At 61.7% G+C, this 22420-nt stretch carries 15 protein-coding genes and 1 tRNA gene; 15 read left to right on the forward strand and 1 reads right to left on the reverse strand.

Annotated elements, in window-relative coordinates; translation table 11 throughout:
* From IE116_RS25655 to IE116_RS25705, 11 genes are all read left to right on the forward strand, one after another.
* On the forward strand, positions 1-107 hold a 107-nt coding region (locus IE116_RS25655), incomplete at its 5' end, for an EF-Tu C-terminal domain-related protein (RefSeq protein ID WP_505855318.1).
* Between the two features lie 241 nt (positions 108-348).
* Positions 349-424, forward strand: a tRNA-Trp gene (locus IE116_RS25660).
* A gap of 127 nt (positions 425-551) precedes the next feature.
* A complete protein-coding gene (gene secE, locus IE116_RS25665; RefSeq protein ID WP_189616801.1) occupies positions 552-932 on the forward strand; it encodes a preprotein translocase subunit SecE in 381 nt (126 codons plus the stop codon).
* A 17-nt stretch (positions 933-949) separates the two neighbouring features.
* Positions 950-1483, forward strand: a complete 534-nt coding sequence (gene nusG, locus IE116_RS25670; protein WP_179591042.1) for a transcription termination/antitermination protein NusG — start codon at positions 950-952, stop codon at positions 1481-1483.
* Between the two features lie 133 nt (positions 1484-1616).
* A complete protein-coding gene (rplK, locus tag IE116_RS25675) occupies positions 1617-2048 on the forward strand; it encodes a 50S ribosomal protein L11 (protein ID WP_179591040.1) in 432 nt (143 codons plus the stop codon).
* Between the two features lie 2 nt (positions 2049-2050).
* The gene (gene rplA, locus IE116_RS25680; protein WP_189616803.1) at positions 2051-2746 is read left to right on the forward strand and encodes a 50S ribosomal protein L1; all 696 of its coding nucleotides are present in this window, start codon (positions 2051-2053) and stop codon (positions 2744-2746) included.
* A 344-nt stretch (positions 2747-3090) separates the two neighbouring features.
* Positions 3091-3618 (forward strand): 50S ribosomal protein L10, encoded by a 528-nt coding sequence (gene rplJ / locus IE116_RS25685; protein WP_189616805.1) that lies wholly within the window; start codon positions 3091-3093, stop codon positions 3616-3618.
* 66 nt (positions 3619-3684) lie between these two features.
* Entirely contained in the window at positions 3685-4062 is a 378-nt protein-coding gene (rplL, locus tag IE116_RS25690; protein WP_189616807.1) for a 50S ribosomal protein L7/L12, read from the forward strand.
* 303 nt (positions 4063-4365) lie between these two features.
* A complete protein-coding gene (rpoB, locus tag IE116_RS25695) occupies positions 4366-8478 on the forward strand; it encodes a DNA-directed RNA polymerase subunit beta (RefSeq protein ID WP_189616810.1) in 4113 nt (1370 codons plus the stop codon).
* Between the two features lie 11 nt (positions 8479-8489).
* Positions 8490-12746: a DNA-directed RNA polymerase subunit beta' gene (gene rpoC, locus IE116_RS25700; protein WP_189616812.1), complete on the forward strand. Its 4257-nt coding sequence runs from the start codon at positions 8490-8492 to the stop codon at positions 12744-12746.
* Positions 12747-13014: 268 nt separating this feature from the next.
* Positions 13015-16698, forward strand: coding sequence for a PAS domain S-box protein (locus IE116_RS25705; protein ID WP_189616814.1), 3684 nt, complete (start codon positions 13015-13017; stop codon positions 16696-16698).
* A gap of 103 nt (positions 16699-16801) precedes the next feature.
* Here IE116_RS25705 and IE116_RS25710 read toward each other — a convergent pair whose 3' ends face one another.
* Positions 16802-17272, reverse strand: a complete 471-nt coding sequence (locus tag IE116_RS25710; RefSeq protein ID WP_373303119.1) for an Lrp/AsnC family transcriptional regulator — start codon at positions 17270-17272, stop codon at positions 16802-16804.
* A 177-nt stretch (positions 17273-17449) separates the two neighbouring features.
* Between IE116_RS25710 and hppD the strand changes: the two genes are divergently transcribed.
* From hppD to fusA, 4 genes are all read left to right on the forward strand, one after another.
* Positions 17450-18571, forward strand: a complete 1122-nt coding sequence (gene hppD, locus IE116_RS25715) for a 4-hydroxyphenylpyruvate dioxygenase (RefSeq protein WP_189616816.1) — start codon at positions 17450-17452, stop codon at positions 18569-18571.
* Between the two features lie 520 nt (positions 18572-19091).
* A complete protein-coding gene (rpsL, locus tag IE116_RS25720) occupies positions 19092-19469 on the forward strand; it encodes a 30S ribosomal protein S12 (protein ID WP_179591025.1) in 378 nt (125 codons plus the stop codon).
* Positions 19470-19661: 192 nt separating this feature from the next.
* Positions 19662-20132 carry a 30S ribosomal protein S7 gene (gene rpsG, locus IE116_RS25725; RefSeq protein WP_189616822.1) on the forward strand — a complete coding sequence of 157 codons (471 nt, stop codon included), beginning with the start codon at positions 19662-19664 and terminating at the stop codon, positions 20130-20132.
* Positions 20133-20209: 77 nt separating this feature from the next.
* Entirely contained in the window at positions 20210-22312 is a 2103-nt protein-coding gene (gene fusA, locus IE116_RS25730) for an elongation factor G (protein WP_189616818.1), read from the forward strand.
* Positions 22313-22420: the final 108 nt, after the last annotated feature.

Consider the following 22420-nt stretch of genomic DNA (forward strand, 5'->3'; position numbering starts at 1 on the left):
CGGTCAAGCTGCTGGCCCCCATCGCCATGGAAGAAGGTCTGCGTTTCGCCATCCGTGAAGGCGGTCGTACCGTCGGCGCCGGTGTCGTTGCCACGATTCTGAAGTAATATGCTGGGTTGCAGAGAGCGGAAACGCTTTCTGCAAGTGCTGTTTGCCAGAACAAGAACGCAGAAGACGGGCCAAAAGCCGGTCTGAAAGCTTCCTAGAAAGTTCAGCAGCAGTGCAGCAGGCAAGACCCCAGCAGGCAAGACCACAGCAATACCCGGCGAAGCCGCCAAATCTTCGCCAGCAGGCTGAAGTCAGCCAGGTTCAAAACGAGCGTCATCCCCGGATGGCGCTTGAGACTTTAGGGGAATAGCTCAATTGGCAGAGCGTTGGTCTCCAAAACCAAAGGTTGTGGGTTCGATTCCCTCTTCCCCTGCCACTTTCTCCCGGAGCTCGCGGGTTCTATGTCCGAGCTTCGGTCTGAAGCTTGCATGGCGCCGCAAGAGCCGGGTTGTCTTTGCAAGCACAGCCGCCTTCAGTCCTGCTGAAGCGGCCCGGACGAACAGATGTCGAATCCAAACGTCGAAACCGTAACGAGTTCCACCGATCGAGTCAAAGTGGGCTTGGCCATTGCCGCCTTCGTGGCCGGGCTGGTGGGCTTTTACGCCTTGTCGTCGAGCCCTACCATTGCCCGTGTTGGCGTCGTCATCGCTGGCCTGGTCGTTGCCCTGGTGATCGCGTACTTCAGCGAACCTGGCCGCCGGGTCATCGCATTCGCGCAAGACTCCTACCAGGAGACCCGCAAGGTCGTCTGGCCGAACCGCAAGGAAACCATTCAAACCACCGGCGCCGTATTCGCGTTCGTGGTGATCATGGCGATTTTCCTGTGGCTGACTGACAAATCGATCGAATGGGTGCTGTACGACCTGCTTCTCGGTTGGAAATAAAACGGCGGAATGAAGCGATGAGCAAGCGTTGGTACGTCGTTCATGTCTACTCTGGCATGGAAAAAAGCGTTCAAAAAGCGCTGATGGAACGTGTGGAGCGCGCCGGTCTGGACACCTCTTTTGGTCAGATCCTGGTCCCCACCGAAGAAGTGATCGAAGTGAAGGGTGGCAGCAAGTCCGTGACTGAACGGCGCTTTTTCCCGGGTTACGTGTTCGTCGAGATGGATCTTACCGACGAAACGTGGCACCTGGTGAAGAACACCAACAAAGTCACGGGTTTCATCGGCGGTTCGGGCAACCGGCCCACGCCGATCTCCCAGAAAGAAGTCGACGACATGCTGTCGCAGATGCAAGAGGGCGTGGAAAAGCCACGGCCGAAGGTCCTGTTCGAAGTGGGCGAAATGGTCCGCATCAAGGAAGGTCCGTTTGCAGACTTCAACGGCAACGTCGAAGACGTCAACTACGAAAAGAGCAAGCTGCGTGTGTCCGTGACCATTTTCGGTCGCTCGACCCCGGTGGAACTCGATTTCAGTCAGGTCGAAAAGTCCTGATTTCAGCATGAAGAACCGGATGACGCGCTGCGGCCAGCGTCATCCGGGTTTCGGCGTCTGCGATGCCGAAACATCCCGGCCGGCAACCTCGGGGAGCCCTGCCAAGGGCGCTTGAACCCGAAAGGAGCACACCATGGCGAAGAAAATCGTCGGCTTCATCAAGCTGCAAGTTCCAGCTGGTAAAGCCAACCCGTCCCCCCCTATCGGTCCTGCGCTGGGTCAGCGCGGTCTGAACATCATGGAATTCTGCAAGGCGTTCAACGCCAAGACGCAGGGCATGGAGCCCGGTCTGCCGATCCCTGTGGTGATCACCGCTTTTGCCGACAAGAGCTTCACGTTCGTGATGAAGTCGCCCCCAGCGACCATCCTGATCAAGAAGGCTGCCGGCATCCAGAAGGGCTCGCCCACGCCGCACACCGCCAAGGTGGGCTCGCTGACGCGCGCGCAAGTCGAAGAAATCGTCAAGACCAAGCAACCTGACCTGACCGCCGCCGATCTCGACGCCGCGGTTCGTACGATCGCTGGTAGCGCCCGCAGCATGGGCATCACGGTAGAGGGTCTGTAATCATGGCACGTCTGTCGAAACGCATCACCGCGGTCCGCGCAAAGATCGACCGCAACAAGCTGTACCCCGTCGCCGAAGCGCTCGCGCTGGTGAAGGACACCGCCACTGCCAAGTTCGATGAATCCATCGACCTGGCCGTGCAGCTCGGCATCGACGCCAAGAAGTCCGACCAGCTGGTCCGTGGCTCCGTCGTCCTGCCTGCCGGTACCGGCAAGAGCGTGCGCGTCGCCGTGTTCGCACAAGGCGACAAGGCCGAGCAGGCGAAAGCCGCCGGCGCCGACATCGTCGGCATGGAAGACCTGGCCGACCAGATCAAGGCCGGCAAGATGGACTTCGACATCGTCATCGCGTCGCCTGACACGATGCGCGTCGTGGGCGCCCTGGGTCAGATCCTGGGTCCCCGTGGCCTGATGCCGAACCCGAAGGTCGGTACCGTGACGCCTGACATCGCAACCGCCGTCAAGAACGCCAAGGCCGGTCAGGTTCAGTACCGTACCGACAAGGCAGGCATCATCCACGCCACGATCGGCCGTGCATCGTTCAACGTCGAACAGCTCCAGTCCAACCTGGTGGCCCTGGTCGATGCGCTGAACAAGGCACGTCCTGCCACTGCCAAGGGCGTGTACCTGCGCAAGCTGGCCGTGTCGTCGACGATGGGTGGCGGCGTTCGCGTCGACCAGGCTTCGCTGACTGCCTGATAGGCGTCCGGCGTGACGCGCAAGCGTCACGCCATGCAGTATCCGTAGTACCAAACTTTGGGCTGCACCCCGCGGCCGGTTCGCCGGACAACGGGTGTTGCTGTCAAAGACCGCGGGAGAGAAACGAGGGTGCCGCCTGCTCAGGCAGGAGGCCGATCCGCAGATCTTAAAACCGTTGGCGAATCCTGTTGCAACGCCCAGTGCGCCAAGAACAGGCCTAGCAGCGGATCCAGCGTAGACGGCGGTCCCAGGAAGAATTCTTATCCAAAGAACTCGACCAGGTTCGCCGCATTCGGTTGACGCAACGGGATTTCCCCAAGCGTCTTTTGATGGAGTGTTCGACCGTGAGTCTCAATCGTAAAGAGAAGACGGTGGTTATCGAAGAGATCTCGGTAGAAGTTGCCAAGGCTCAATCGATCATCATCGCAGAGTACCGGGGTCTGGACGTCGCTGCCGTCACCGTACTGCGCAAGAAAGCACGTGAGTCGGGTGTTTACCTGCGTGTTCTGAAGAACACGCTGGCCATTCGCGCCATCGCTGGCACCCCTTTCGAGGGTCTGTCCACCCACTTGGCCGGTCCGCTGATTTATGCAGTGAGTCCGGATCCAGTGGCTGCAGCAAAAGTACTGGCTGACTTTGCCAAAACCAACGACAAGCTCGTTCTGAAGGCCGGCTCGCTGCCGAACAGCCTGATGAATGTTGAAGGCATCAAGGCCCTGGCCGCCCTGCCTTCGCGCGACGAACTGTTGGCAAAACTGCTCGGCACGATGCAAGCCCCGATCGCAACGTTTGTGCGTACGCTCAACGAAGTTCCGTCCAAGTTCGTACGCGGCCTCGCCGCAGTTCGAGACAAGCAGGCGGAAGCGGCTTAATCGCCTCTTCGTTGGACAAAAGCGACTACCGCACCTGGTATCAAACTATTTGGAAATCTAAAGAAAATGGCACTGAACAAAGCAGAAATCATTGAAGCGATCGCTGGTCTGACCGTTCTGGAACTGTCGGAACTGATCAAGGATCTGGAAGAGAAGTTTGGCGTGTCGGCTGCTGCCGCTGTCTCGGCGGCTCCTGCTGCTGCAGGCGCTGCTGCTGCACCTGCTGAAGAGCAGACCGAATTCAACGTCATCCTGACCGAAGTCGGCGCCAACAAGGTCAACGTCATCAAGGCAGTTCGCGAACTGACCGGCCTGGGCCTGAAAGAAGCCAAGGACGTCGTTGACGGCGCCCCCAAGGCAGTGAAGGAAGCTGTGTCGAAGGCTGACGCCGACGCCGCAAAGAAGAAGCTTGAAGAAGCTGGTGCAAAGGCCGATATCAAGTAATTTCGGTTCCGCATGCACCCGGGGGTCCGTCAAAACGGCCTCCGGGTTTTTGCGTTCTGAAAGGGGTGTTTTCTTGACCCCTTATCAGGGGAATTACTCGGGCTTTCCGGTGTCAATAGAAAGCCCGATGTAACGGATTTCCGGTGCGCAGGTGGCCACGCTGCCGCCTTCGAACCCGAAACCCGTGCCGGATACCTTCCGGTTGAAGGGACGCCAGCCAGGCTGCTGGACGTTCTGCCCAGATTTCGAAGTCGTATTTTAGGACCGCTGCCCGCGGTTCACGCAACCTGAGTCGGAGTGCTCATGCCCTACTCGTTCACCGAAAAGAAGCGCATCCGCAAAAGCTTCGCCAAGCGCGAGGACGTCCAGAGCGTCCCGTATCTGCTGGCTACCCAGCTTGAATCGTACCTGACCTTTCTGCAAGAAGAGACCGCTCCTCTGCGTCGGAAGGATGAGGGCCTCCAAGCCGCGTTCACCTCGATATTCCCCATCGTCAGCCACAACCAGATGGCCCGGCTGGAATTCGTCAGCTATGTGCTTGGCGAACCCGCCTTCGACGTTCGGGAATGCCAACAACGGGGCCTGACCTTCGCATCGCCCCTGCGCGCCAAGGTGCGCCTGGTGCTGCTCGACCGCGAGGCCAGCAAGCCCACCGTGAAGGAAGTGAAGGAACAGGAAGTCTACATGGGCGAAATTCCGCTCATGACGACGACGGGTTCGTTCGTGATCAACGGCACGGAACGGGTCATCGTTTCGCAGCTGCACCGCTCGCCTGGCGTGTTCTTCGAGCACGACCGCGGCAAGACCCACAGCTCCGGCAAGTTGCTGTTCTCGGCCCGCGTGATTCCTTACCGCGGCTCGTGGCTCGACTTCGAATTCGACCCGAAGGACATCCTGTTCTTCCGCGTCGACCGCCGCCGCAAGATGCCCGTGACGATCCTGCTCAAGGCGATCGGCATGACCCCCGAGACCATCCTCGAGCACTTCTTCAGCTTCGACACGTTCGAGCTGCAGAGCGAGGGCGGCCTGATGGAGTTCGTGCCTGAGCGCTGGAAGGGTGAAGTCGCGCGTTTCGACATCAACGACAAGCTGGGCAAGACGCTGGTCGCGAAAGACAAGCGCATCAACGCCAAGAACATCCGTGACCTGGTCTCCGCCGGCACGGAACGCATCTCCGTGCCCGAAGATTTCCTGCTCGGCCGCTCGCTGGCAAAGAACGCCGTCGATCCGGAAACGGGCGAAATCGTCGCAAGCGCGAACGACGAGCTGACCGAAACGTTGCTCGACAAGCTGCGCAACCACAACGTCCGCACGATCGAGACGCTGTACACGAACGACCTGGACCAGGGTCCGTACATTTCGCAGACGCTGAACGTCGACGAAACGACCGACCAGACCGCCGCGCGTGTGGCGATCTACCGCATGATGCGCCCTGGCGAGCCGCCAACCGAAGACGCCGTCGAAGCGCTGTTCCATCGTCTGTTCTTCAACGAAGAGACGTACGATCTGTCGCGCGTGGGCCGCATGAAGGTCAACAGCCGTCTGGGCCGTGGCAACGACATTACCGGCACCATGACGCTGACGAACCAGGACATTCTTGACACGATCAAGATCCTGGTCGAACTGCGCAACGGCCGTGGCGAGATCGATGACATCGATCACCTGGGCAACCGTCGTGTCCGCTGTGTGGGCGAACTGGCCGAAAACCAGTTCCGCGCCGGTCTCGTCCGTGTCGAGCGCGCCGTCAAGGAGCGTCTGGGCCAGGCCGAAGCCGAAAACCTGATGCCGCACGACCTGATCAACTCCAAGCCGATCTCGGCCGCCATCAAGGAGTTCTTCGGTTCGAGCCAGCTGTCGCAGTTCATGGACCAGACCAACCCGCTGTCCGAGATCACGCACAAGCGTCGCGTCTCGGCACTGGGACCAGGCGGTCTGACTCGCGAACGCGCAGGCTTCGAAGTCCGCGACGTGCACCCGACCCACTATGGCCGCGTGTGCCCGATCGAAACGCCGGAAGGCCCGAACATCGGCCTGATCAACTCCATGGCGCTGTATGCCCGCCTGAACGAATACGGCTTCCTCGAGACGCCGTACCGCAAGGTCGTGGACAACAAGGTCACGGACCAGATCGACTACCTGTCGGCCATTGAAGAAAGCCGCTACGTGATCGCCCAGGCGAACGCGAGCCTGGACGAACAGGGCGCCTTCACCGACGACCTCGTGGCGTGCCGCGAAGCCGGTGAAACGATGCTGACCGCGCGCGACAACGTGCACTACATGGACGTTGCGCCGTCGCAGATCGTGTCGGTGGCCGCCTCGCTGATTCCGTTCCTGGAACACGATGACGCGAACCGTGCACTGATGGGTTCGAACATGCAGCGCCAGGCCGTGCCTTGCCTGCGTCCGGAAAAGTCGGTTGTCGGTACGGGTATCGAACGCACCGTGGCCGTCGACTCGGGCACGACCGTGCAGGCCCTGCGTGGCGGCCTGGTTGACTACGTCGATGCCGACCGTGTGGTGATTCGCGTCAATGACGACGAAAACGCCGCCGGCGAAGTCGGTGTGGATATCTACAACCTGATCAAGTACACGCGTTCGAACCAGAACACGAACATCAACCAGCGTCCGATCGTGCGCCGGGGCGACATCGTTGCCCGTGGCGACGTGCTGGCCGACGGTGCATCGACCGACCTGGGCGAACTCGCCCTGGGTCAGAACATGCTGGTCGCGTTCATGCCGTGGAACGGCTACAACTTCGAAGACTCGATGCTGATTTCGGAACGTGTCGTGGCAGAAGACCGCTACACCTCGATCCACATCGAAGAACTGACGGTTGTCGCCCGTGACACCAAGCTGGGTTCGGAAGAAATCACGCGCGACATCAGCAACCTGTCCGAAGGCCAGCTGGGCCGTCTGGACGAGTCGGGCATCGTCTACATCGGCGCCGAAGTCGAAGCCGGCGACGTGCTGGTCGGCAAGGTCACGCCCAAGGGCGAGACCCAGCTGACGCCTGAAGAAAAGCTGCTGCGCGCCATCTTCGGCGAGAAGGCCTCCGACGTGAAGGACACGTCGCTGCGCGTTCCGTCGGGCATGGTCGGCACGGTCATCGACGTGCAGGTGTTCACGCGTGAAGGCATCGTGCGCGACAAGCGCGCGCAGTCGATCATCGACGACGAACTCAAGCGCTATCGCACCGACTTGAACGATCAGCTGCGTATCGTTGAAAACGACACCTTCGATCGTATCGAAAAGACGCTGATCGGCAAGCCGGTCAACGGTGGTCCGCGCAAGCTGGCCAAGGGCGCCGAGCTGACCCGCGAATACCTGACGGATCTGGACCGCTGGCAGTGGTTCGACATTCGCCTGGCTGACGAAGGCGGCGCAACCGCCCTCGAGCAGGCGAAAGAGTCGATCGAGCAGAAGCGTCACCAGTTCGACCTGGCATTCGAAGAAAAGCGCAAGAAGCTGACGCAAGGCGACGAGCTGCCCCCGGGCGTGCTCAAGATGGTCAAGGTCTACCTGGCCGTCAAGCGTCGTCTGCAGCCTGGCGACAAGATGGCAGGCCGTCACGGCAACAAGGGTGTGGTCTCCAAGATCACGCCGATCGAAGACATGCCGCACATGGCCGACGGTACTCCCGCCGACATCGTGTTGAACCCGCTGGGCGTGCCGTCGCGGATGAACGTCGGGCAGGTGCTCGAAGTTCACCTGGGCTGGGCGGCCAAGGGCCTGGGCCTGCGCATCAGCGACATGCTGCGCGACGCACGGAAGATCGAAGTGGCCAAGATCCGCGAGTTCCTCGCCAAGATCTACAACTCCACGGGCACTGCCGCGCGTCTGGAAGAGTTCAGCGATGACGACATCGTCGAGCTGGCCATGAACCTGAAGAACGGTGTTCCGTTCGCCACGCCGGTGTTCGACGGTGCGACCGAAGACGACATTCGCGACATGCTGAATCTCGCCTACCCGGACGACATCGCGGAACGCCTGAAGCTGGCGAACTCGAAGACCCAGGCCTACCTGTTCGATGGCCGTACCGGCGAAATGTTCGAACGCCCCGTGACTGTCGGCTACATGCACATGCTGAAGCTGCATCACCTGGTCGACGACAAGATGCACGCCCGCTCCACCGGCCCGTACTCGCTCGTGACGCAGCAACCGTTGGGCGGTAAGGCCCAGTTCGGTGGCCAGCGCTTCGGTGAGATGGAAGTGTGGGCGCTGGAAGCGTACGGCGCGTCGTATGTGCTGCAAGAAATGTTGACCGTCAAGTCCGACGATGTGAACGGCCGTACCAAGGTCTACGAGAACATCGTGAAGGGCGACCACGTGATCGATGCGGGCATGCCCGAGTCGTTCAACGTGTTGGTCAAGGAAATCCGGTCGCTCGGGATCGACATGGATCTCGAACGTAACTGATAGGAGTCGCCATGAAAGCGCTTTTGGATCTGTTCAAGCAAGTTACGCAGGAAGAACAGTTCGACGCCATCCGTATTGGCATCGCGTCGCCGGAGAAGATCCGGTCATGGTCGTTCGGGGAAGTGAAGAAGCCCGAAACCATCAACTACCGTACGTTCAAGCCTGAACGCGACGGGCTGTTTTGCGCCAAGATTTTCGGTCCCATCAAGGACTACGAATGCTTGTGCGGGAAGTACAAGCGCCTGAAGCATCGCGGCGTGATCTGCGAGAAGTGCGGCGTCGAAGTGACGCTCGCCAAGGTGCGTCGCGAACGGATGGGCCACATCGAGCTGGCCAGCCCGGTCGCGCACATCTGGTTCCTGAAGTCGCTGCCGTCGCGTCTGGGCATGGTCCTGGACATGACGCTGCGCGACATCGAACGCGTGCTGTACTTCGAAGCCTATTGCGTCATCGACGCAGGCATGACGCCGCTCAAGCGCGGCCAGATCATGTCGGAAGACGACTTCCTGGCAAAAACCGAAGAGTACGGCGATGATTTCCGCGCCGTGATGGGTGCCGAGGCCGTGCGCGAACTGCTGCGCAACCTCGACATCAATCGCGACGTGGAAACGCTCCGTGCCGATCTGCAGGCCACGAGCTCGGATGCCAAGATCAAGAAGATTTCCAAGCGCCTGAAGGTGCTGGAAGGCTTCCAGAAGTCGGGCATCAAGCCGGACTGGATGATCCTGGAAGTGCTGCCCGTTCTGCCGCCCGAGCTGCGCCCGCTGGTGCCGCTGGACGGCGGCCGGTTCGCCACGTCCGATCTGAACGACCTGTATCGCCGCGTGATCAACCGCAACAACCGTCTGAAGCGTCTGCTCGAGCTGAAGGCCCCTGAAATCATCGTGCGCAACGAAAAGCGCATGCTGCAGGAAGCCGTCGACTCGCTGCTGGACAACGGTCGTCGCGGCAAGGCCATGACGGGCGCCAACAAGCGTCCGCTCAAGTCGCTGGCCGACATGATCAAGGGCAAGAGCGGTCGTTTCCGTCAGAACCTGCTGGGCAAGCGCGTCGACTACTCGGGCCGTTCGGTCATCGTGGTGGGTCCTCAGCTCAAGCTGCACCAGTGCGGTCTGCCCAAGCTGATGGCGCTGGAACTGTTCAAGCCCTTCATCTTCAACCGTCTGGAAATGATGGGTCTGGCCACGACCATCAAGGCGGCGAAGAAGCTGGTCGAGACGCAGGAACCGGTGGTATGGGACATCCTCGAAGAGGTGATCCGCGAACATCCGATCATGCTGAACCGCGCACCGACGCTGCACCGCCTGGGTATCCAGGCGTTCGAGCCGGTGCTGATCGAAGGCAAGGCCATCCAGCTGCATCCGCTGGTCTGCGCGGCGTTCAACGCCGACTTCGACGGTGACCAGATGGCCGTTCACGTGCCGCTGTCCATCGAAGCGCAGCTCGAAGCCCGTACGCTGATGCTGGCCTCGAACAACATCCTGTTCCCGGCCAACGGCGAACCGTCGATCGTGCCGTCGCAGGACATCGTGCTGGGCCTGTACTACGCCACGCGCGAACGTGTGAACGGTCGCGGCGAAGGCACGCACTTCGTGGACGTGTCGGAAGTCCTGCGCGCTTACGAAAACAAGTTCGTGGAACTGCAGACGCGCATCACCGTGCGCCTGAACGAATACGAGCGTGACGCACAAGGCGAATGGCAGCCGGTGCTGCGCCGCTTCGAAACCACGGTCGGCCGCGCGATCCTGTCCGAGATCCTTCCGAAGGGCCTGCCCTTCTCGGTGCTGAACAAGGCACTGAAGAAGAAGGAAATCTCGCGCCTGATCAACCAGTCGTTCCGTCGTTGCGGCCTGCGCGACACGGTCATCTTTGCTGACCAGCTGATGCAGTCGGGCTTCCGCCTGGCCACGCGCGGCGGCATCTCGATCTGCATGGACGACATGCTGATCCCGGACGCCAAGGTCGGCATCCTGGCCGAAGCCAGCAAGGAAGTGAAGGAAATCGACAAGCAGTACTCGTCGGGTCTCGTCACGTCGCAGGAACGGTACAACAACGTGGTGGACATCTGGGGCAAGGCTGGCGATCGCGTCGGCAAGGCCATGATGGAACAACTGTCGACCGAGCCCGTGATCGATCGCCATGGCAACGCAACGCGCCAGGAATCGTTCAACTCGATCTACATGATGGCCGACTCGGGCGCGCGCGGTTCCGCAGCGCAGATTCGCCAGCTCGCCGGCATGCGAGGCCTGATGGCCAAGCCTGACGGCTCCATCATCGAGACGCCCATCACGGCAAACTTCCGTGAAGGCCTGAACGTGCTGCAGTACTTCATCTCGACTCACGGCGCTCGTAAGGGCCTGGCCGACACGGCACTGAAGACCGCGAACTCGGGTTACCTGACCCGTCGTCTGGTCGACGTGACGCAAGACCTGGTGATCACCGAAGAAGATTGCGGTACGAACTTCGGCTTCAACATGAAGGCGCTGGTCGAAGGCGGTGAAGTCATCGAACCTTTGCGCGACCGTATTCTGGGTCGCACGGTGGTGATCGATGTCATCAACCCCGACACGCAGGAAACCGTGTTCGAAGCCGGCACGTTGCTGGACGAAGATGCGGTCGAGCTGATCGAAAGCCTGGGCATCGACGAAGTCAAGGTGCGTTCGCCGCTGAGCTGCGAAACGCGTCATGGCCTGTGCGGCGCCTGCTACGGCCGTGACCTGGGTCGTGGCTCGCCGGTCAACGTGGGTGAAGCTGTCGGCGTGATCGCCGCCCAGTCCATCGGCGAACCGGGCACGCAGCTGACGATGCGTACGTTCCACATCGGTGGCGCGGCGTCGCGTGCGGCGCTGGCTTCCGGCGTGGAAACCAAGTCGAACGGTACGGTGCGGTTCACCAGCGCGATGCGCTACGTGACCAACGTGAAGAACGAACAGGTCGCCATCTCGCGGTCGGGTGAAATCCTGATCGTCGATGACAGCGGCCGCGAACGCGAACGCCACAAGGTGCCTTACGGCGCCATCCTGGTCCACGGCGATGGCTCGGCGGTCAAGGCCGGCGCGCAGCTCGCGACCTGGGATCCGCTGACTCGTCCGATCATTACCGAGCATGCGGGTACGATCAAGTTCGAGAACGTAGAAGAAGGCGTCACCGTGGCCCGTCAGCTCGACGAAGTCACGGGCCTGTCGACCCTGGTTGCCATTACGCCGAAAACGCGTGGCAGCGCCAAGCAGACGGTGCGTCCGCAGGTCAAGCTGCTCAATGAGCAGGGCGACGAAGTCAAGATCGCCGGTACCGATCACTCGGTGAGCATCTCCTTCCCGGTCGGCGCGCTGATCACCGTGCGCGATGCGCAGGAAGTGGGTGTCGGTGAAGTGCTGGCGCGTATTCCGCAAGAATCGCAAAAGACACGTGACATTACCGGGGGTCTGCCCCGCGTGGCCGAGCTGTTCGAAGCCCGTTCGCCCAAGGACGCCGGCATGCTCGCCGACGTTACGGGTACGGTCTCGTTCGGCAAGGACACGAAGGGCAAGCAGCGTCTGGTCATCACCGACCTGGACGGCGTGAGCCACGAATTCCTGATCCCGAAAGAGAAGCAGGTGCTGGTGCACGACGGCCAGGTGGTGAACAAGGGCGAAATGATCGTGGACGGCCCGGCCGACCCGCACGACATCCTGCGTCTGCAGGGTATCGAAAAGCTGGCCAGCTATATCGTCGACGAAGTGCAGGACGTGTACCGTCTGCAGGGCGTGAAGATCAACGACAAGCACATTGAAGTGATCGTGCGTCAGATGCTGCGTCGTGTCGTCATCATGGATGCGGGCGAAACGTCCTTCATCACGGGTGAACAGGTCGAACGTGCCGAAATGCTCAACGAGAACGATCGTTGCGCTGCCGACAACCGCCGTCCTGCCACGCACTACGACGTGCTGCTGGGTATCACGAAGGCCTCGCTGTCGACCGACTCGTTCATTTCGGCTGCATCGTTCCAGGAAACCACCCGGGTCCTGACCGAAGCCGCCATCATGGGCAAGCGCGACGAACTGCGTGGTCTGAAGGAAAACGTCATTGTCGGCCGCCTGATTCCTGCAGGTACCGGCATGGCCTTCCACCAGGCCCGCAAGGAAAAAGAAGCGCTCGAAGCGGCCGAACGCGAAGTCGTGTTCGCCGATGTGGGCAACACCTTCGACGAAAGCACGATCTTCACGACCGCGCCGGAAACCGTGGGCGCTGCTCCGCAGGACGACGCTGGCGACGACACCCAGGTGTAACGCAAGGTCTTTGCAGTATCCGGACGTTCCGCCCCGCGCGGACGTCTGTTCCGAAAAAGCCGCTCCGCTTTCTGCAGGGCGGCTTTTTTTTCGTCCGTTTGCTTGGCATGTGACGCCATGACGGCGTGCCGTGCCCGCCTGGCCCGTGTCCTGCACAGCGATGGAACCGACGCATCCTCACACACTCTCCCACGGTCGAGCTCAAACGAAGGGCGATAAACTAGTTTTGCCAGTCGGTAATGACGGCGCAAAGCTTTATCGGGATGTCATGGCTGTCACAACGCGGGAATCGCTCGCTCACCCTACGCACGCGGCGCTGCAGAGCCTGTCGGGCCTGGGCGGGCTTTTAGACGCCCTGCAGAACAGCGACATGGCGGTGGTGGTGGCCGACGTGCGCGAGGCCGAACAACCCATCGTGTTCGCCAACGAAGCGTTCACGGCGCTGACCGGCTATACGCTGGGTGAAATCCTTGGCCGCAACTGCCGCTTGATGCAGGGGCCGTTGACTGACCATGCCGCGGTGCGCGCCATGCGCGAGGCCGTTGCAGAAAGCCGGCGGCTGTACGTCGACGTGCAGAACTACCGCAAGGACGGCACGCTGTTCTGGAACCGCATTGCGCTGAGCCCGGTGGCCGATGCCAGCGGGGCGGTCACCCACTACATCGCCCTGCAGTGCGACGTGACGCTGGTCCACCAGGCGATCGCGACACGGGATGCCCTGCGCGCCAGCGACGAGACGCCCGAGTACAGCCTGCTGGGCTCGCAGCTGATCGGATCCTGGAATTGGGATGTGCGGCACGACCGCGTTTATGCCGACGAACGCTACGCGGCCTTGTACGACGTGACGGCCACGCAGGCCGCGCGAGGTGCGTCGCTGGCGAACTTCCTGCGCAACGTCCACCCCGAAGACCGCGAACGCGCCGAACAGACGGCCCGCCGCGCCATCCGCAGCGGCGACGCCTATCAGGACGAATACCGCGTCGTCACGCAGGGCCGCGTGCGATGGATCGCACTGCGGGGGCAGTGCACCTACAACGATGACGGCACGCCGCGTTCGTTTTCTGGCGTGGCCTGGGACATCAGCGAATACAAGCGCGCCGAACAGGCGTTGCACGAAAGCGCCGAAGAGCTGCGGCTGATCACCGATGCCCTGCCGGCGCTGATTGGCTATGTGGATGCCGAGCAGCGTTTTCGCTTCAACAATCGGGCCTATCTGGACTGGTTCGGCCTGCCGCCCCAAGCGCTGTATGGCAAGACCGTGCGCGAAGTGCTGGGCGACCATGCCTATGAACTGCGGCGCAAGCATCTCGAAGACGCGCTGGCCGGCATTCCCGCCCACTTCGAAGCCTATGCCCCGCACACCGACGGCACGCCCCACCATGCCCTGATGCAATACCTGCCGCGCCGCATGAAAGACGGGCGGGTCAGTGGCTGCTACGTACTGGTGTTCGACATTACCGAGCGCAAGCGTGCCGAAGAGGCTACCCGCCTGCACGGCGCGCGCATGGATGCGCTGATCAATCAGGCGGCCGTGGGCATCGTCCAGGTGAACATGGACGCGCGCATCGTCATGGTGAACCAGCGCTTCTGCGAGATCATCGGCCGGGCCGACAGCACGCTGATCGGCCAGCACATCCAGGAACTCGTGCACGCCGGGGATCAGGCCGAAACCCGCCGGTTGATGATGCAATTGCGCACCCGCGGCGAGCCGTTCTTTGTCGAGCAGCGCATCGTGCGGCCCGACGGCGCGACCGTGTGGGTGAGCAATCACGTATCTGCGTTGAAAGATGCCAAGGGCCGGCCGGAATACGCCAGCATCATCGTCAGCGATGTGACGGCTCGCAAGCAGGCGGAAGAGCGCCAGTCGGCGCTGCTGAACCTGGGCGACCAGCTGCGCGACCTGGGAGATGCCGACGACATCGTGTCGACAGCGGTGTCCATGCTGGCCCGCATGGGCGGGCTGTCGCGAGTCGGCTACGGACAGGTCGATCCGACGCAGCAAAGCGTGCGCATCGAAGACCCCTGGACGGCCGGCAACGCCTCGGTCAGTCTGGCAGGCGAACACCGGTTCGACGATTACGGCCAGACCACGGCGCGGCTGCGCAATGGCGAGACTCTTGTCATACCCGACGTATTGCGTGACGCGCGCAGCGCCGCCCACGCCGAATCGCTGTTGCGGCTCGGCGTGCGCGCCATGGTGAACGTGCCGGTGATCGAACAGGGGCAGTTGGTGGGCCTGTTTTTCCTGCATCACCATCTGCCCAGGCCCTGGGCGCAGTCCGAACTGGATTTCGTGCGCAATGTGGCCGACCGCACCTGGGCGGCGCTCAAGCGGGCAAGCGCCACGACGCAACTCGAACGGCTGAACGCCACGCTGGAGCAGCGCGTCGCACAGCGCACTGCCGACCTGGACCGGATGTGGCGCCTGTCCACCGACGTCATGCTCGCCACCGGCTTCGACATGCGCATCCTGGCGCTCAACCCGGCCTGGAAAACGGCGCTGGGATGGGAACCGGCCGACCTGGTGGGCGCGTCTTTCCTGGACCTGGTCCATCCCGACGAGCAGGCCGCGACCCAGGCTGCCGTCGCGCAGCTGTCCCACGGCATGCCGACGCTGCAGTTCGAAAACCGGGTGCGGCACCAGAGCGGCAGCTATCGCTGGTTTGCGTGGCGCGCAGCGGCAGACGAGGTGGGCGTGCACGGGGTCGGGCGGGACGTGACCACCGAGAAGGAAGCTGCCGAAGCGCTGCGCAAGGCCGAAGACCAATTGCGCCAGGCGCACAAGATGGAAGCGGTCGGGCAGCTGACGGGCGGCATCGCTCACGACTTCAACAACATCCTGCAGGGAGTGATCGGTCCCCTGGACCTGATCCGGCGCAGTATCCAGCTGGGCCGCGTCGACAACCTGGGCCGGTTCATCGACACAGCCACCACGGCGGCCAAACGCGCGGCTGCGCTCACGCACCGGCTGCTCGCGTTCTCGCGCCGGCAATCGCTCGATCCGCGCGCGCTGGACTTGAATACGCTGGTCACGTCGCTTGAAGAATTGCTCAGGCGCACGATCGGCGAGGGCATCGTGCTCGAGGTGTCGCTGGCGCCCGACCTGTGGCCGGCCTATACCGACGCCAATCAGCTGGAAAACGCGCTGCTGAACCTTGTGATCAACGCAAGGGACGCCATGCCGGAAGGCGGCGGGCTGGCCATCACCACCAACAATGTCACACTGGACGACGCCTATGTACGGCGGCAGGATGGCATGCGGGCGGGGGATTATGTGGCCCTGTCCGTGACCGACACGGGCGTGGGCATGCCGCCCGAGGTCATCGCCAAGGCCTTCGACCCCTTCTTTACGACCAAGCCGATCGGGCAGGGCACCGGGCTGGGCCTGTCCATGATCTACGGCTTTGCCAAGCAATCGAATGGCCACGTGCGCATCCGCAGCGAGGTCGGCGTGGGCACCAGTGTGCGCTTGTACCTGCCGCGGTGCGTCGACCCGGCGCAGTTGGCCAAGTCCGCCAACGAACTGCCCCAGGAATTGCCGCACATTGCGCTCGATGGCGCCGCGCCGCAGGGCGGCGGCAAGACCGTGCTGGTGGTCGAAGATGACGCCGCCGTGCGCATGGTGGTGCTCGACGTTCTGGAAGGGCTGGGATACCACACCGTGGAAGCGTGCGACGGCATGGACGGGCTTGCCGTGGTGCAGTCCAACCAGCGCATCGACCTGATGGTGACCGATGTCGGCATGCCCCGGCTGAACGGCCACGACCTGGCCGAGGCCGCACGAGGCCTGCGGCCCGACCTGAAGATCCTGTTCATGACGGGCTATGCCAAGAACGCGACCTTGCGCTCCGGCTTCCTGCGTCCGGGCATGGAGATGATCGCCAAGCCATTCGTGCTGGACGCCCTGTCCGCCCAGGTCCGCAGCATGCTGACGGACGAGCCGGACGCCTGATCGGCCATCGGGCCTGACGCTCCACGCCTCTGACGCTTAGTGACGGCCCACGCCCCGGCGCCTGGCACTGCGCGGTTCACGCCCTCAGGCCCCGGTCCGTCGTCTACACCCCGAGCGCCGTCGTTTCCTTGATCTTCTTGAGCGTGAAGCTGGAGCGGATGTCGATGACGGCCGGGTGTTTCATCAGCGTATCCATCGCAAACCGCGAGAAATGCGCCAGGTCTTCGACCTGGATGCGCATCAGATAGTCCATGTCGCCGGTCATTGCATAGCAGGCGACCACTTCGGGCCAGCGCTGCACGTCGCGTGCGAACTCGTCGATCGGCAAATGGCTGCCGCCCACGTGCTTCTGCAGGCGAACGCTCACATACGCCAGCAGCCCCAGCCCGACTTTATCCGCGTCGACCAGCGCCACATATTGGCGGATGACGCCTTCTTCCTCCAGCCGCCGTACCCGCCGCAGACACGGGCTGGGCGACAGCGACACGCGCTCGGCCAGTTCCTGGTTGGTCAGGCGGCCATCCTGCTGCAAGGACTCAAGAATGCGGCGGTCCGTCCGGTCCAGATCGTGCAAGGGCAGCTCCTGCCAAGAATGAGGGGTGAGCAGCAATAGTATTGCCAATCTGCGTTGGTATGAAGCACGGTTGGCAATCTTCTGCCCGCCAGACTTCCCTAGAATCGAAAGCTACCGCAACGCCAAAAACACCCCAACACCCAGGCACGAATCGATGCGTGCCGTCTGGAGCGAGACATGACTACCCCGTTCGAATTGTGGGACAACCCGATGGGCACCGCCGGCTTCGAATTCGTCGAATATGCCGCGCCCGATCCGGCCGCCCTGGGCAAGGTATTTGAAAACCTGGGCTTCAAGGCGATCGCCAGGCACCGCCACAAGAACGTGGTGCTGTACCGCCAGGGCGACATCAACTTCATCGTCAATGGTGAGGCCGATTCCTTCGCGCAGCGCTTCGCGCGCCAGCACGGCCCGTCCATCTGTGCCATCGCCTTCCGTGTCGAAGATGCCGCCTTCGCCTACAAGCGGGCGCTGGAACTGGGCGCGTGGGGCTTCGATGCCAAAAGCGGACCCATGGAACTGAACATTCCGGGCATCAAGGGGATCGGGGATTCGGTCATCTATTTCGTGGACCGGTGGCGCGGCAAGGGCGGCCGGGACGGCGGCATTGGCGACATCGACATCTACGACGTTGATTTCGAGCCCATCGATACGGCGCACGCACAGGAAGACCTGCACCCGCGCGGCGCCGGCCTGGTCACCATCGACCACCTGACGCACAACGTGCATCGCGGCCGCATGAACGAGTGGGCCGACTTCTACGAACGGTATTTCAACTTCCGCGAAATCCGCTACTTCGACATCGAAGGCCAGGTGACCGGCGTCAAGTCCAAGGCCATGACCTCGCCTTGCGGCCTGATCCGCATTCCGATCAACGAAGAAGGCAACAATGAAAAGGGGCAGATCCAGGAATACCTGGACCTGTATCATGGGGAAGGCATCCAGCACATTGCGCTGGGCAGCAGCGACATCTACCAGACCGTGGAATCGCTGCGGCAGTCGGGCGTGGTATTCCTGGATACGCCTGACACCTACTACGAACTGCTCGACAAGCGCCTGCCCGGCCACGGCGAAGACGTCCCGGCGCTGTTCAAGAACAAGATCCTGGTGGATGGCGCACCGGGGGGCGGCCTGCTGCTGCAGATCTTCACCCAGACGGTGATCGGACCGATCTTCTTCGAGATCATCCAGCGCAAGGGCGACGAGGGCTTTGGCGAAGGCAACTTCAAGGCGCTATTCGAATCGATCGAACTCGACCAGATGCGCCGGGGTGTGCTGACCAACACCGCGAAGGCCTGAGGGCGGCCGCCGGGGCGGCAGGTGCACGCTCCAGGGGTGTCGCAAACGCGCCACCCCGAAGGGACCTTGGGGTTTCCCCCTCCTCCTATTTGACTGTTCCGCAACCCCGGGCTATCATTAAAGGCTCTCTGGAGTCGGCTCGCCCGGGCCGCGCGTTCTTTAGTTGCAGATTGACCCAGTGCCGACGCAGGTTGTCGGGGGGTCGGGAAGGGTTCAATACCCGGGGTTCAATACCCAGGGTCAACAGCCCACAGATTGCCTGCCGTGCCTTGACACCACGCCTTGCATTTTGCCCGACACCACCGGCCTAGACACCTTGCCGAGCTGCGGTACGCCATCTGCTTTTCAAGAGCCGCGTCGCGGCACAACCCTCCCCAGCAGTAGATTCATTACCGCCGCACTGACGTGCAAGCATGCATTTGCGTGCACTCGTTTTTATGTGCGGCCTCGTGCATGCCGGTTCGCCAGCATCCGCTCACAGACTAACCCCAGAGACCTAACCAGGTTACGGAAGAGGGCCATGCCTACTATCAGCCAACTCGTGCGCAAGCCGCGCGAATCCAGCCACGCCAAGAGCAAAAGTCCTGCTCTGGAAAGCAGCCCGCAGCGTCGCGGCGTCTGCACGCGTGTTTACACCACCACGCCAAAGAAGCCTAACTCCGCACTGCGGAAGGTTGCCAAGGTTCGCCTGACCAACGGTTTCGAGATCATCTCGTACATCGGCGGTGAAGGCCACAACCTGCAGGAGCACTCGGTTGTGCTCGTGCGCGGCGGCCGGGTAAAGGACTTGCCAGGTGTGCGTTATCACATCGTGCGCGGTTCGCTCGACTTGCAAGGCGTGAAAGACCGCAAGCAGTCGCGCTCCAAGTACGGCGCGAAGCGTCCCAAGAAGGTCTAAGGGTCGCTACCCCGCGGCACCGCACATCGTGCATCGCCCGGGTGATTTACAAGTTTTGTCCCGCCAGTGTCACCTGCCTGTCGTTGCAGGAAGCTGGGCGAGTAAGGGGTTGCCCAGGCATGAGCCACAAGGGCAACCATGGCCGCGAGCAGTTGCTCCGGTTCAACTGAACAGACATATGGAAGTGTTCAAATGCCACGTCGTCGTGAAGTACCCAAGCGCGAAATCCTGCCTGATCCAAAGTTCGCAAACGTGGAACTCGCCAAATTCATGAACATCATCATGCTCTCCGGCAAGAAGGCCGTTGCAGAGCGGATCGTTTATGGCGCGTTCTCGCAAATCCAGACCAAGGCCGGCAAGGACCCTCTCGAGGTGTTCGGTCAGGCGATCAGCAATGTCAAGCCGATCGTCGAGGTCAAGAGCCGCCGTGTTGGCGGTGCGAACTATCAGGTGCCGGTTGAAGTGCGCCCGGTGCGCCGCCTGGCCCTGGCCATGCGCTGGCTGCGTGAAGCCGCCAAGAAGCGCGGTGAAAAGTCGATGGACCTGCGTCTTGCCGGTGAACTGCTCGACGCGGCCGAAGGCCGTGGCGGCGCCGTCAAGAAGCGCGACGACACGCACAAGATGGCAGAAGCCAACAAGGCATTCAGCCACTTCCGCTGGTAATTGCCCGAAAGCAAGTAACACAGTGCCCGCCGGCGCCTGCCGGCAGGCCGACTACTCTAGTCACAAGGAATCCGATCATGGCCCGCAAGACCCCGATCGAGCGCTACCGCAATATCGGTATTTCCGCGCACATCGACGCCGGAAAGACCACCACCACCGAACGTGTTCTGTTCTACACGGGCGTGAACCACAAGATCGGCGAAGTGCACGATGGTGCAGCGACGATGGACTGGATGGAGCAGGAGCAGGAACGCGGTATCACCATTACCTCGGCTGCCACGACCTGCTTCTGGAAAGGCATGGCCGGGAATTTCCCCGAGCACCACATCAACATCATCGACACCCCGGGACACGTCGACTTCACGATTGAAGTCGAACGCTCGATGCGCGTGCTCGATGGCGCCTGCATGGTCTACTGCGCTGTGGGCGGCGTTCAGCCCCAGTCGGAAACCGTATGGCGTCAGGCCAACAAGTACGGCGTGCCGCGCCTGGCCTTCGTGAACAAGATGGACCGTACCGGCGCCAACTTCTTCAAGGTCTACGATCAGATGCGTCTGCGTCTGAAGGCCAACCCTGTGCCCATGCACGTGCCTATCGGCGCGGAAGACACGTTCAAGGGTGTGGTCGACCTCGTCAAGATGAAGGCGATCCTGTGGGACGAAGCCAGCCAGGGCATCAAGTTCGAATACGTCGATATCCCGGCCGAACTGGTTGACACCTGCAACGAATGGCACGAAAAGCTGGTCGAGAGCGCTGCTGAATCGTCAGAAGAACTGATGAACAAGTACCTCGAAACCGGTGAGCTGACCGAAGAAGAGATCAAGCAGGGCATCCGCATGCGTACCATCGCCTGCGAAATCCAGCCCATGCTGTGCGGCTCGGCCTTCAAGAACAAGGGCGTTCAGGCCATGCTTGACGCTGTCATCGAATACCTGCCCTCGCCAGTGGACATCCCGCCGGTCGAAGGCACCGACGACAACGACCAGCCGATCACCCGCAATGCCGATGACAAGGAAAAGTTCTCGGCGCTGGCGTTCAAGTTGATGTCGGACCCGTTCGTCGGTCAATTGACCTTCATTCGTGTGTACTCCGGCTCGATCAACTCGGGCGATACGGTGTTCAACCCGATCAAGGGCAAGAAGGAACGTCTGGGTCGTCTGCTGCAGATGCACGCGAACCAGCGCGAAGAAATCAAGCAGGTCCTGGCTGGCGACATCGCTGCGGCCGTGGGCCTGAAGGATGTCACGACCGGTGAAACGCTGTGCGATCCGGAAGCTGTCATCACGCTTGAAAAGATGATTTTCCCCGAGCCCGTGATTGCACAGGCCGTGGAACCGAAGACCAAGGCCGATCAGGAAAAGATGGGTCTGGCGCTGAACCGCCTGGCCCAGGAAGATCCGTCGTTCCGTGTGCATACCGATGAAGAATCGGGTCAGACCATCATTTCCGGGATGGGCGAGCTCCACCTGGAAATCATTGTCGATCGCATGAAGCGTGAATTCAGCGTGGAAGCGAACGTGGGCAAGCCCCAGGTCGCCTACCGCGAAACGATCCGCAAGGTCTGCGAAGAGTCCGAAGGCAAGTTCGTCAAGCAGTCGGGCGGTCGCGGTCAGTACGGTCACGTGGTGCTCAAGGTCGAGCCCCAGGAACCGGGCAAGGGCTTCGAGTTCGTCGACGCCATCAAGGGCGGTGTGGTTCCTCGCGAATTCATCCCGGCCGTGGAAAAGGGTTGCATCGAAACGCTGAAGGCTGGCGTGATGGCCGGTTACCCGGTGGTCGATGTGAAGGTCACCCTGTTCTTCGGTTCGTACCACGATGTCGACTCGAACGAAAACGCGTTCCGTATGGCTGCCTCGATGGCATTCAAGGACGGCATGCGCAAGGCCAGCCCGGTTCTGCTTGAACCGATGATGGCCGTTGAGGTCGAAACGCCGGAAGACTACGCAGGTAACGTGATGGGCGATCTGTCCTCGCGTCGCGGCATGGTCCAGGGTATGGACGACATGGTGGGCGGCGGCAAGGCCATCAAGGCCGAAGTTCCGCTGGCTGAAATGTTCGGTTATTCCACCACGCTGCGTTCCGCGACCCAGGGTCGTGCAACGTACACGATGGAATTCAAGCATTACGCTGAAGCGCCTAAGAACGTCGCCGAGGCAATCATGAGCGCCCGCGCCAAGTAATTGGCAGGCATCACGCATTCACACTGAACCTCCAGAGCATCTGCAGGAAGAGAAATCATGGCAAAAAGCAAGTTTGAACGTACCAAGCCGCACGTCAACGTTGGCACC

The organism is Pigmentiphaga litoralis (assembly GCF_014651835.1).
Lineage (GTDB): Bacteria > Pseudomonadota > Gammaproteobacteria > Burkholderiales > Burkholderiaceae_B > Pigmentiphaga > Pigmentiphaga litoralis.

Coding starts and splice junctions, on each gene's coding strand:
- rpoB (WP_189616810.1), top strand. CDS start 4,366: ATGCCCTACTCGTTCACCGAAAAGAAGCGCATCCGCAAAAGCTTCGCC.
- IE116_RS25705 (WP_189616814.1), top strand. CDS start 13,015: ATGGCTGTCACAACGCGGGAATCGCTCGCTCACCCTACGCACGCGGCG.
- rplA (WP_189616803.1), top strand. CDS start 2,051: ATGGCACGTCTGTCGAAACGCATCACCGCGGTCCGCGCAAAGATCGAC.
- hppD (WP_189616816.1), top strand. CDS start 17,450: ATGACTACCCCGTTCGAATTGTGGGACAACCCGATGGGCACCGCCGGC.
- rpoC (WP_189616812.1), top strand. CDS start 8,490: ATGAAAGCGCTTTTGGATCTGTTCAAGCAAGTTACGCAGGAAGAACAG.
- rplK (WP_179591040.1), top strand. CDS start 1,617: ATGGCGAAGAAAATCGTCGGCTTCATCAAGCTGCAAGTTCCAGCTGGT.
- fusA (WP_189616818.1), top strand. CDS start 20,210: ATGGCCCGCAAGACCCCGATCGAGCGCTACCGCAATATCGGTATTTCC.
- secE (WP_189616801.1), top strand. CDS start 552: ATGTCGAATCCAAACGTCGAAACCGTAACGAGTTCCACCGATCGAGTC.
- nusG (WP_179591042.1), top strand. CDS start 950: ATGAGCAAGCGTTGGTACGTCGTTCATGTCTACTCTGGCATGGAAAAA.
- rpsL (WP_179591025.1), top strand. CDS start 19,092: ATGCCTACTATCAGCCAACTCGTGCGCAAGCCGCGCGAATCCAGCCAC.
- rpsG (WP_189616822.1), top strand. CDS start 19,662: ATGCCACGTCGTCGTGAAGTACCCAAGCGCGAAATCCTGCCTGATCCA.
- rplL (WP_189616807.1), top strand. CDS start 3,685: ATGGCACTGAACAAAGCAGAAATCATTGAAGCGATCGCTGGTCTGACC.